Source organism: Sulfurospirillum arcachonense DSM 9755, assembly GCF_000597725.1.
In the GTDB taxonomy this organism is placed as follows: domain Bacteria; phylum Campylobacterota; class Campylobacteria; order Campylobacterales; family Sulfurospirillaceae; genus Sulfurospirillum_A; species Sulfurospirillum_A arcachonense.
In genome coordinates this window covers 83,406-94,853 of record NZ_JFBL01000012.1, presented here as the reverse complement: position 1 = coordinate 94,853, position 11,448 = coordinate 83,406, and the positions used below count along the sequence as shown (strand labels likewise).

Genomic DNA, 11,448 nt, shown 5'->3' with positions numbered 1-11,448 from the left:
ATTCAAACTGGTGATGATATAGGAGATGTAATACAAAGTGTAAGTAAAATCAATGGACTTTCAACTGAGAATGCAAGAAGTGTTGAAGAGATTGCAAGTGCTGCTGAGCATTTAAATAAAATGACTGAGACACTTAATGATAAACTCGCTGAGTTTAGAACTTAATAGTAGATGAAAGAAAAACTTATTTTAATCGGGGCCTCTACTGGGGGCCCTGGACATTTAAAAAAAATACTTGTAAGTTTAAATTCCTATTTTAGCATTCCCATTGTTATTGCACAACATATGAACCCTGTTTTTATCCCTAGTTTTGTTAAGCAGTTTGATAATGAACTTCCTTTTGACTTTTTTTTAGCAGATGATAGACATAATATAGAAGCCTCAACTATACATATATGTGCAAAGCATTGTGCATTATATAAAAGAGGGTATGAATTAAAATTAGAAAATTCTTTAGATGTAGCTTCTTTGTATAATCCAAGTGTTGATCATATGTTTCATTCAGCTGTTAAATTAGTAAAAGACTATGATATATTAGCGATATTACTTACTGGAATTGGACATGATGGGGCAGAGGGTTTATCTCAGTTACAAAAAGCAGGAGCTTTATGTATAGCAGAAAGTGAAGAGAGTGCAATTGTTTATGGTATGCCTAAAAAAGCTATAGAACTAAATGCTAATATAAAAATGATGAATTTAGATAATATAATAAATAGTATCAAGAAATTTGGAGGCGTGTAATGTTTTTTAGAAAAAAGACACCTATTGAGGATATTGAAGTAAAAGAGGAAAAAAAAGAGTTTAGTACTTTTGGTTTAAATGATATTTTACATTACATAAAACGCGAAATTGGTGTTGATTTATTTGTGAAAAAAGGTATCATAGAAACTAAAATGAAACTTTTTTGTGAAGATAGAGAATTACATAGTTTTAAAGAACTGCATGAGGCAATACAATATAAAAGTGACTTGAGACAAGAACTAATTAATCTATTAACAGTTAATGAAACATATTTTTACAGAGAAGAAAAACAACTTCAAGAAGCTATTGATTTTGCAAAACAAAGAGGACAGACTATCAATATTTTATGTGCTCCATGTGCTTCTGGCGAAGAAGTTTATTCTTTGTCAATGATGTTAACAGAACAAATGAGTAGATCTGTAAATTTTACTATTACAGGTATTGATATAAACTCAGAAGCTATTAAAAAAGCAAATCAAGGTGAATATTCCCAACGTTCTTTACATAAGTTAGATGATTCATTAAAAGATAAATATTTTATAAAAAGTGATAATATGTATACTGTAAATCGTCATCTTTTCCCTTCAGTAAGGTTTACACAAGTGAATATTTTTGAGAATTCTTTTTTAAATATGGGACATTATGACATAATATTTTCGAGAAATATGCTTATTTATTTTGACGAAGAGTTTCGTGTTAAAACAATGAAAAGATTTAATCAGCTTTTAAAAGATGAAGGAAGAATTTATCTTGGACATGCTGATATAGTACCAAAAGATGAGTCTTTTGTAAAGCATGGTTTTGGAAGTAGTTGTTATTATACAAAAGGTTAGATGGCTTTAAGCCATCTCTATTTTATCTGTTTTATTAGGAACAAGGCATAAAAATTCATAATCTTCATTTCCTTCTATATGGTATGAGTGAGCAACTCCAGCAGGAATAAAAATAACATCATCTTTTTTTACAATAGATTCTTTACCAGCTATATTTACCTTTGCAGTTCCTTTGATTACATATTGTTCATGTTCGACTGTATTTGTATGATATGGCATAAAGCCACCGGCTTTAATCGTAAATTTTCTCATAGCAAAGTTTGGAGCATCTTCTGGTGAAATTAGCATTTGCATACTTGCACCACTTCCAGCTTCTATAGGAGTACTTTGGATATTTTTGATTGATTTTATTAGCATAGTTGTCCTTTACATGTAAATTATATTTTTGAAATATTTTTGAGTTTTATAAACATCATAGCCGTCATTATAGCATCATTTATGGCATCATGCTTACCAAAAATTGGAAGTCCTAAATCATTCATAATAGTATCAAATCGTAAATCAATAATTCCATTAGGAATAAATTTTATTTTTTTGTCATGGTATATACCTGAAACTTCTATTTGTTCATTTGGTAAATTTATTCCTAAATAAGGTTTTAAATATTTGTTTATCATGTTGATATCAAATTCTAAATAGTAACCAACAAGAGGACGAGAGCCTATAAAATATAAAAATTTATCAATTGCTTCTTGAGGAGTACTTCCATTTTGTAAGTCTATATTTCTAATTTGGTGTATTTTTATACTTTCTTCACTTATCTCTTTCGTTGGTTTAACAAAAAGTTCAAATTTTTGTGAAGCTATAATTTTATTGCCCTTTATCTTTACGGCTCCAATAGAGAGTATTTCATCAACTTTTGGATTTAATCCTGTAGTTTCTGTGTCATAGACGATGAATTCATCAGGAGGAGGGGAAGAAAATAAGAAATTATAATCTTCATTTGTAAGGTTTTTTTTATTAAAATATCTTATGATATTACGAACCATTTTATTGAACCATAGTTAATTTAAAGTGATGAGATAAAAAACTTTTAAATTTATTGACTATTTTGAAACTATCTTTTAAAAGTTCAGCTTCTAATAGGTTGAGATTTGTTATGCAAATCATATTATTTGTGATTTCTTCATGTACAACATTTCTTAGTCTTTCTTGTAGTCTTAAGTTTAAAAGTGTATCAAATGCTTCTTCTATAGCACCAGCAAAACTAGGATCAAGTATTTTTAGTTTTTTTAATTCTCTAATTCTACTATTTGTATTTGTTTCAGTAATACCATTTTCTAATGATAAGCTTCTTATCCCTTGAACAATTGGAAAAATACCACCTTTTTTTATATCTAATTGATCGTCTTTTGATATAAGGTTAGTAAACATTCCAATAGGTGTTTCAAAAAGTAAAGCAGCTTTTGCAAAGTTTGCCATAAAGACACTTCTATCTTTGACTCGTTCATAAATCATGTCTTTTAATTCTTTTAATAACTCAGGTTTTCCAGCTACTACAATAGAATCAAAAAATATTGCTAAGTACATATAATCATCACCACTTGGAGCTTCTAGCCATCTGTCTATTTCATTTTTATAGTCTTGAATATTTTTTCTCCAATATTTATTGGAAACCATGATATTTCCCTCACATTTTGGAAATCCAAAGTCGATGAGAGTTGTTGTAAACTTTTGCATATATTTTTCATACTCTTCCGTATCACTATCATTGCTAATTATTAGTGCATTATCTTGGTCAGTTTTGAGCATTTGCTCTTTTCTTCCTTCACTACCCATTACAATTAAACATGCATTTTGTGCTAACTCTTTTGGTACTATCATTTCATAGAGTTTTTCATATATCTTTTCATTTAATTCAGAAATAAGCTTAGATATATACTCTACTTTTGTACCTTTTGCATGAAGTTTTTTGATAATATTTATAAAATCATGACTTGCCAATTTTAACTCTTCTATGGAGTTTGCTTTTTTGATTTGAACAGCAACAATATAAGTATGATTTGCAAAATAGCTCAGAAGATCAAGCTGCTCTAAGATACCTATAACTTTATTATCTTTTTTTACAACAATTCTTTTGATAGAATTTTTTGTAAAGGATAAAAGTGCATTAAATAAAAAGTCATCATGTTCAATACAAATAATAGGACTACGAGCTATTGGACCAATAGGTGCAAATTTATCATAGTTATTGTATAAAATATGGTGTCTTAGTATACTATCTGTTACGATGCCTAGGGTATCTTTGTTTTGTACTAAAATACAGTTTGTTTTTATCTCTTCCATCTGTTGTAAAGCATCCATAATAGATGTATTTGTATCGACTATACAAGGAGCATGAAGATATGAATCACTTACTCTTGCAATCATAAAACTAGACATTTGAGTGGTATACTCTTTTTGTTTAGCAGATTGAATTTTATTTGCCAAGTCATTAATGTAAAAGTTTTTAAAAGTAGCATTTGAATCTATGAGAGATTTAAAATCTTTTTTTTTCATTTCAAAACAGATAAGCTCTTCTAAAACAATAAAACTCTCTTCAGTTTTGTCATAGATAAGTGAATCTGCATCAAAAGTATTAGATTTATTGTAGACTTTTACTAATTCGTCATTGTGATATTCTCCAACTTCCCCTTTAACAATAATATATAAAAATTCTGAAGAATTCTCAGGAGATATCAGAGTGGTGTCTTTTTGATAATAAGCAATATCCATAGAATTAACTGCTTTTGTTAATTCTCTTGGAGTAAGTAAATCAAATGGATGAATAGATTTTAAAAACGTTTCTTGGTCATGTAAACTCATGTGAAACCTTTAGAGAATTGATTTTTAGCCTTTTATTAAATTAACACAAATAAGTTAAGAAAAGACTAAATTAGGTAAAGTACACTGCCTAAACAGTGTACTTTGTTTCCTAATGATCGTGTGCTGAACCAGCACCTCTAGGGATTCTAATATTTTCAACAAGATCTTGGATATCTTGTGGAGGTGGAGGAGTAACTTTACTTACAACTATTGCAACAATAAAGTGTAAAATCATACCAACAGTACCAATACCAGTTGGAGCAATTCCAAAAAGATAATCAGCTTTATCCCCACCCATAAATACAAAGTATACAATGTATCCAAATGTAAAGATAAGACCAGTTGCCATACCTGCAATGGCACCTTCTTTATTCATTCTTTTATAGAAAATTCCTAAAATAATTACAGGAAAAAATGAAGCGGCTGCAAGCCCAAAGGCAAATGCAACAACTTGTGCAACAAAACCTGGAGGGTTAATACCTAAGTATCCAGCAACACAAATAGCAACAATAGCTGCTAAACGAGCACTTAATAGTTCTGCTTTCTCACTGAGTTTTGATTTACCTGTTTCAGGATCTTTCATAAGAACTTGTCCTAAAAGATCATGTGAAATAGAGGTTGAAATAACTAAAAGTAAACCAGCAGCAGTTGAAAGTGCAGCTGCAAGACCACCGGCTGCAATAATAGCAATTACCCAGTTAGGAAGACCTGCAATTTCAGGATTTGCAAGAACAATAATATCTCTATCTAAATAAAGCTCATTCACTATTTTGCTATTTGCTCTCATTTCTTCAGCACTTGCAGTATGAGGAGGCATAGAGTTTGTAGTTAAACGCTCACCACTTGCTCCTCTTTTATCTCCATCATATTTTGGTTTACCTTTGCCTTCAAATGCTTTACCAGCAGCAAATTGTATTTTCCCATCACCATTTCTATCTGTCCAACCAATAAGTCCAGAATTTTCCCAGTTTTTAAACCAAGTTCCAGGATTTGCAGTACCATCTAGTTGTACAGCTTTATTGTCAACAAATTTAGCATAATCAACATTTTGTAAATTTTTAATCAAGTTTAGACGAGCAAAACCTGCAACTGCTGGAATTTGTGTATAAAGAATAGCAATAAATACTAAAGCCCAACCAGCTGATATACGTGCACCTTTTACAGTAGGTGTTGTAAAAAATCTAACAATAACATGTGGAAGACCAGCAGTTCCGAGCATTAGTGCTGTTGTTAACATAAATACATTCCAAGTTCCACTATGGCTTGTTGTATACATTCCAAAACCTAAATCAGTCATGGAAGTATCAAGTGCATGAAGTAGATAAGTTCCAGATTCTATCATTTTTATACCATCATCAAATTGGAAAGGAATAGTTCCTCCAAAACCAATTTGAGGTAAAAAAGTTTCAGTAACTTGAAGTGATAGAAAAATTGCTGGAACAGTAAATGCAAAAATCATAACACAATATTGGGCTACTTGAGTATAAGTAATCCCTTTCATTCCTCCAAGAACAGCATATACAAATACAACGGCCATTCCTATAAGAACACCAGTATTTACATCAACTTGTAAGAATCTTGAAAAAACGATACCAACACCTCTCATTTGTCCTGCAACATAGGTAAATGAAATAAAGATTACACATATAACAGCAACCGTACGTGCAATATCAGAATAGTATCTATCACCAACAAAATCAGGAACAGTAAATTTTCCAAATTTTCTTAAATATGGCGCTAAAAGCATTGCAAGTAGTACGTAACCACCTGTCCAACCCATTAAATAAGCACCACCATCACTACCTTTTAGCGAAACAATACCTGCTAGTGAGATAAAAGAAGCAGCACTCATCCAATCAGCACCAGTTGCCATACCATTTGCTATAGGATGTACACCACCACCTGCGACATAAAATTCTTTAGTTGACCCAGCTCTTGCCCAAATAGCAATACCAATATAAAGGGCAAATGATAGACCAACAAATAGATAAATTAAACTTTGTAATTCCATTATATTCCCCTTACTTATTCGTGAACATCATATTTTTCTTCGATTTTTTCCATCATTTTTGCATAAACAAAAATAAGAACAACGAAGACATACATTGCACCTTGTTGTGCAAACCAAAATCCTAGTTTAAATCCTCCAAAATTGATAGCGTTTAGTTCATCTATGAAGATGATACCGCAACCATAAGAAACGACAAACCAAACAACTAACAATTTGAGAATTGTTGCGATGTTCTCTTTCCAATAAGCTTCAGCAGCTTCCTTGTTCATAGGGTCTCCTTATATTATTTTAAATGTTCTATTAACATTTGCTTCACATTAATCATAGAATTCCAAAATAGCATTATCATAGCAAAGTGAATTTTTCTTGAAAAAGTAACAAATATATCTTATTATGTGTAAATATGAAACATTTAAAAATATATTATTATCATAATAGAAGTAAATTGATACATAAAATTTATATAAGTTACTTTATGTAAATTATATAGATGTAAAATAAGATTGAAAATATTTTTATTAGATTTATTTAGGTTTTGAAGTTTAAATAAAGTTACATTAATACACAGTTTTTAGATTATGGCATAATTCCACTAAAAAATAAGGAATATTAATGAATCCTGTAATAGAACAATTTTTAGCTAATATAACTTCATTACATCAATTACAAGCCAAAAATTTGCCAGAAGATGTTTTAGAAGAGATGGTTAAAATGGAAGCTCAAGAGTTATATAAAATATGTACGCAATTTGTAGTTTTACAAAACAATGTACCCACTGCTGATAAAATGATTAATATAGAAGAATCAGAATTAATTGTTATGGTTGATGATTATGCAAAAGAGTTATTAAAACGCTTGAGGGGGTAAATAATTTTCAGTTACTAATGTAGCAATGTGATTACTAAGAATTCTATATCCATCTTCATTAGGATGGATTTGATCTATTTTTAAAGTATTATCACTTAGTATGTCTTCTAGTGTTTCACTATCTAGTGGAACACCAAATTCAGTCGATAATTCATGATAAATCTCTGCAGTAGATAAGGTTAAAACTTCAAGTGTTGGGACACCAATAAGAAATACTTGTATTTTTTTTTCTTGAGCAATTTTTATCATATTTGCAATATTCTCTTTTGCTTTTAATAAGCTTTTTTTTCTAAGGATATCATTTCCTCCATGGCATATGATTAAAATTTGTGGTTTATATTTTTCTAAGAGAGTAGGGAGTCTTTTTAGCCCAGCATTGCTCATCTCTCCATTTACTCCAGCATTGATCACTTCAGTATTTAAGAGTTTTGACAGTTGTGTAGGATAACTTTTGTCTTTATCAACATGATAACCATAAGTGATGCTATCACCAAAGGCAAGAATTTTAGTATCTAAGGGTAACATAATTGCCCCATCAAATTCTTCATCAGTTGAATTGATAAATTGAAAAAAAATAATACCAATAATGGCTAAAAAAATAATTTTTGAAATATTCATTATTTATTATAGTGAGTATCTCATTAAAACTCTTTTATATTTTTCAATTATAAAAAACAACTTGGTTCCTTCCTTTTTCTTTTGCTTTATATAAAGCGTTGTCTGCTGTAAATATCAAATCACTCATTGAAAATTTTATATCATATTTTGCTACACCTATACTTACTGTAATATAGATTTTGTTGTTATTTTTATCAATATATGGATTTTTTTCAATAGTATATTTGATTTTGTCAGTTATTATTTTTGCTCCTTTCCATGATGTGTTTTGTAAACATATACCAAATTCTTCTCCACCAACTCTTCCAAATATATCACTTTCTCTAAGATTTTTTTGGACAGTATTTGTAAAATGCTTTAAAACTTCATCCCCCACAAGATGGCCATATGTATCATTAACATTTTTAAAAAAATCTATATCAAGAGAGGCATAAAAAAGAGGAGTTTGATTTCTTTTAGCAATTTTTATATATTGTGCAATTTTTTTAAACAGATTTCTTCTATTACTTATTTTAGTTAATTCATCAGTATTGGCTAAATGTTTGAGTTTTATATTAATTTGAGAGAGTTCTTCGGTTCTTTCTTGTACTTTTTGTTCTAGTTGTTTATTAAATTCTTTTAAATAATTATTCATCTTTTTTGTATAGATAAGTCCAGCAAATACAAGAATAAATAGAAAAGTTACAATTACAAATTGTATTTGATATTTTTTATAAAAACTCTTAAAAGTTAGCTTTTTCCCATTGTATGGAGGTAGTTGTAATTCATTGAGTAAGTGATTAACTTTGGCATAGTTAATTGGAATTGTCCAACCATATATTTGAGCTTCTTGATTGATTTTTGAGCCGTGCTTGAGCGTGAGTAATGATTTGATGATTTTTAAAGATAATTCTTCAGAGCTATCTTTGAGTTTTGATAGTGGCCATTCAGGATATAATTGAGTGCTAACTAAATATGGAAAGTTGTCATATTTTTTAGGTGAAAGTATTTTGATGTCTTTTAAATTTATTTTATTTTCTATAGACATTTTTTCTAAAATATCTGTTCTTATAGTTCCTACATCAATTTTTTTATTAAGAACATTATATACAACATTTTCTGCTGTTTTTAGAAAAGAAATATTTTTAGTATTTAATATAATTCTATTATCATATAACTCTTTTTGAGCAATAACCCATCCCCCAAAAGAATTTTTATGTACCGCTCCAAATCGTTTATTTTGAATATCTTTTAGCGCATTGATATCATTTCTATTACTTTTTGTAAATATAACACTTCCTAATCTTTTTATAGATTTATTGGTATATAAATCAAGGTTTTCAAGAGTAAGTATTTTTTCAACACTGTATTTATCTTCAAATTTAATATAACTCATCGTATCTGTTAGTACATAATCAATTTCTTTATTTTTTATTGCATTTTCAATATTTTCATACGATAATTGTACTGCATGAAAGAAATAATTAGGATTTTGTTTATTGAGATATTCCATTGTTTTTTCCCATTTTGAAATAGCTTTATCATTATTTCTTCTTGGAAGTATTCCCATATGTACATGTTTTTTTGTTAAGCCCATAGGGTCTATCAGATTTGTCAATTTATAATTTGGGGGCAGAACGTTAAATAGTTTGTATATATCGATGATTTTATTGATTTTTTGAAGATTAAATTTTCCAAATTTTTTATCTTTATCAAAAGCTAATTTTTTCAGCTCATTTCCCTCAAAAATAAGATGTTCTAGTGTTTTATTTTGTGTATTGTATTTTTCATATATTATTTGAGCACTCTCTTCAATATGTTCAAATGCATAAATCCAACCTTTTTTGCTAGCATTATAAAACTCACTTACTAATATTGGATTTGTTTTGATTAAATTATGTGATGTATATAAAATGTCCCCATAAAAATCAAAATTAAAATCTTTAGGATTAAAAATTTTAAAATAAATATTTTTTTTGTTAAGTAAGTAAGGTTCATTAGATATATAAGAGGCCATTGCATCTATTTTTTTCTCAATTAAATCATTTAAGTCAAAAGAGTGAGGAACTGTTTTATAATCATCTTTTGTTAAACCAGATGTTCTAAGCATAGCTGTAGTTGATATCGAGTTTAACTCATCATCTGTTATCATAATTTTTTTATTCCGAAAGTCTTTTAAAGTTTTTATTTTTTGATTTGTTGTTATTAATATAGATGGAGAAGATTGGAAAATAGGCATTAAAATTGCTATTTGAGCATTACTATAAGAATCAATTATTAATGATGAGTTTCCTATAGCAAAGTCTATTTTTCTTTGAGTTACATTATTCATTGTTTGGTTATTATTAAATTCTATAATATTTACATGTAAACCTTTTTCTTTATAAAATCCTTTTTCTATAGCCATATAAAATCCAGCAAATTGAAATTGATGTAACCAGTTAAGTTGAAGGGTAATAGAAGATTCTTTTGAGTATAGATTAATTTGCAAAAATAAAACGATAATTATCAGCATAAGGAAACGCATATTATACATCCTAAATATAAATAATATATCTTATAACAAAAATTATACTGTTTTTCATTTTACTTAAAATGTACTATTTTGTCAATAATTTATCTTTTTGCTATATTATGATAACATCCCATTAAAAAAGAGATTACGTGGAAAGAAAAAATATAGATTGGATAGCAGTAGGAGCTTTATGTACTGCCATGATGGTTTGGGCGAGTTCATTTATAGCATTAAAATCTGCTATAGGACCTTTAGGCCCAATGACTGTGATTTTTGGGCGTATGTTTATTGCAAGCTTATGTTTTTTATATTTTATAAAAAGTTTTATGAAATTGCAATTTACAAGAGATGATATAAAGTACATGGCTTTAATGGTTATTTTTGAGCCTTGTTTATATTTTATATTTGAAGCAAAGGCTTTACAGTATACTTCTGCAGGACAAGCAGGAATGATTACATCAATGATGCCTCTTATAACAGCTATCGGAGCAGGGATATTTTTAAAAGAAGTAATAACAAAAAAATTGCTATTAGGTTCATTTTTAGCAGTGAGCGGTGCAATATGGTTGAGTTTTGCTGCTGATGGTAGTGTAAGTGCTACTAATCCTTTATTAGGGAATTCTTTAGAATTTTCAGCTATGATTTGTGGAGCAGTTTATGCTATAACTATACGTCATTTGAGTTCAAAATTTTCAGCTTTATTTTTAACAGCTATTCAGGCATTTGCGGGATGTCTTTTCTTTTTGCCTTTTGCTTTATGGGAATATAATACTATGACAATGAATTTTACAATTGAAGCTCTTTTTTGGGTGGCCTATTTAGGTGTTTTTGTTACACTTTGTGGGTATGGATTGTTTAATTATGCATTAGGAAGAGTAGAAGCTAGTAAAGCATCAGTGTATGTTAATCTTATACCAGTATTTGCTGTGATACTAGCGTATTTTGCATTAGGAGAAAAACTCGAATTTATAGAGATTGTTGCTTCATGTGTAATTTTATGTGGTGTTTTTATTTCACAAATTCCTACAGAAAAACTAAAAAGGGTAAGACTTAGAATAAAATCTAAGTCTTAGATTGAT

At 28.9% G+C, this 11,448-nt stretch carries 11 protein-coding genes; 4 read left to right on the top strand and 7 right to left on the bottom strand.

Translation table 11 applies throughout. The features are described from left to right. The first annotated feature begins 171 nt into the window (after nucleotides 1-171). Nucleotides 172-741 carry a CheB methylesterase domain-containing protein gene (locus tag K354_RS0110285; RefSeq protein ID WP_024955415.1) on the top strand — a complete coding sequence of 190 codons (570 nt, stop codon included), beginning with the start codon at nucleotides 172-174 and terminating at the stop codon, nucleotides 739-741. Next, complete coding sequence (locus tag K354_RS0110280) at nucleotides 741-1,574, top strand: CheR family methyltransferase (RefSeq protein WP_024955414.1); 834 nt, start codon at nucleotides 741-743, stop codon at nucleotides 1,572-1,574. Before K354_RS0110285 ends, K354_RS0110280 begins: the two co-directional genes overlap by 1 nt. A gap of 6 nt (nucleotides 1,575-1,580) precedes the next feature. Here K354_RS0110280 and K354_RS0110275 read toward each other — a convergent pair whose 3' ends face one another. The 5 genes from K354_RS0110275 to K354_RS0110255 form a co-directional block, all read right to left on the bottom strand. Then, nucleotides 1,581-1,931: a cupin domain-containing protein gene (locus K354_RS0110275; protein ID WP_024955413.1), complete on the bottom strand. Its 351-nt coding sequence runs from the start codon at nucleotides 1,929-1,931 to the stop codon at nucleotides 1,581-1,583. Nucleotides 1,932-1,951: 20 nt separating this feature from the next. Continuing rightward, nucleotides 1,952-2,563: a 3'-5' exonuclease gene (locus K354_RS0110270; protein ID WP_024955412.1), complete on the bottom strand. Its 612-nt coding sequence runs from the start codon at nucleotides 2,561-2,563 to the stop codon at nucleotides 1,952-1,954. 1 nt (nucleotide 2,564) lies between these two features. Further along, a complete protein-coding gene (locus tag K354_RS0110265) occupies nucleotides 2,565-4,379 on the bottom strand; it encodes a DUF294 nucleotidyltransferase-like domain-containing protein (protein WP_024955411.1) in 1,815 nt (604 codons plus the stop codon). Between the two features lie 109 nt (nucleotides 4,380-4,488). Beyond that, entirely contained in the window at nucleotides 4,489-6,390 is a 1,902-nt protein-coding gene (locus K354_RS0110260; RefSeq protein WP_024955410.1) for a sodium:solute symporter family protein, read from the bottom strand. A gap of 14 nt (nucleotides 6,391-6,404) precedes the next feature. Beyond that, the gene (locus K354_RS0110255; protein ID WP_024955409.1) at nucleotides 6,405-6,659 is read right to left on the bottom strand and encodes a DUF4212 domain-containing protein; all 255 of its coding nucleotides are present in this window, start codon (nucleotides 6,657-6,659) and stop codon (nucleotides 6,405-6,407) included. Nucleotides 6,660-7,002: 343 nt separating this feature from the next. On the opposite strand from K354_RS0110255, the gene K354_RS0110250 reads away from it, so the two are divergent. Next, entirely contained in the window at nucleotides 7,003-7,257 is a 255-nt protein-coding gene (locus K354_RS0110250) for a hypothetical protein (protein ID WP_024955408.1), read from the top strand. On the opposite strand, the gene K354_RS0110245 is transcribed toward K354_RS0110250, so the two are convergent. Beyond that, nucleotides 7,237-7,875 carry a GDSL-type esterase/lipase family protein gene (locus K354_RS0110245; RefSeq protein WP_024955407.1) on the bottom strand — a complete coding sequence of 213 codons (639 nt, stop codon included), beginning with the start codon at nucleotides 7,873-7,875 and terminating at the stop codon, nucleotides 7,237-7,239. The two genes, K354_RS0110250 and K354_RS0110245, sit on opposite strands and share 21 nt — an antisense overlap. A gap of 43 nt (nucleotides 7,876-7,918) precedes the next feature. Continuing rightward, a complete protein-coding gene (locus tag K354_RS0110240; protein ID WP_169733431.1) occupies nucleotides 7,919-10,345 on the bottom strand; it encodes a diguanylate cyclase in 2,427 nt (808 codons plus the stop codon). A 173-nt stretch (nucleotides 10,346-10,518) separates the two neighbouring features. Here K354_RS0110240 and K354_RS0110235 point away from each other — a divergent pair, with 173 nt between their 5' ends. After that, nucleotides 10,519-11,442: a DMT family transporter gene (locus tag K354_RS0110235; protein WP_024955405.1), complete on the top strand. Its 924-nt coding sequence runs from the start codon at nucleotides 10,519-10,521 to the stop codon at nucleotides 11,440-11,442. Nucleotides 11,443-11,448 lie beyond the last annotated feature (6 nt).

Bases quoted from the DNA above. Each gene is read 5' to 3' on its own strand.
- K354_RS0110285 (WP_024955415.1), top strand. From the start codon at position 172: ATGAAAGAAAAACTTATTTTAATCGGGGCCTCTACTGGGGGCCCTGGA.
- K354_RS0110280 (WP_024955414.1), top strand. From the start codon at position 741: ATGTTTTTTAGAAAAAAGACACCTATTGAGGATATTGAAGTAAAAGAG.
- K354_RS0110275 (WP_024955413.1), bottom strand. From the start codon at position 1,931: ATGCTAATAAAATCAATCAAAAATATCCAAAGTACTCCTATAGAAGCT.
- K354_RS0110270 (WP_024955412.1), bottom strand. From the start codon at position 2,563: ATGGTTCGTAATATCATAAGATATTTTAATAAAAAAAACCTTACAAAT.
- K354_RS0110265 (WP_024955411.1), bottom strand. From the start codon at position 4,379: ATGAGTTTACATGACCAAGAAACGTTTTTAAAATCTATTCATCCATTT.
- K354_RS0110260 (WP_024955410.1), bottom strand. From the start codon at position 6,390: ATGGAATTACAAAGTTTAATTTATCTATTTGTTGGTCTATCATTTGCC.
- K354_RS0110255 (WP_024955409.1), bottom strand. From the start codon at position 6,659: ATGAACAAGGAAGCTGCTGAAGCTTATTGGAAAGAGAACATCGCAACA.
- K354_RS0110250 (WP_024955408.1), top strand. From the start codon at position 7,003: ATGAATCCTGTAATAGAACAATTTTTAGCTAATATAACTTCATTACAT.
- K354_RS0110245 (WP_024955407.1), bottom strand. From the start codon at position 7,875: ATGAATATTTCAAAAATTATTTTTTTAGCCATTATTGGTATTATTTTT.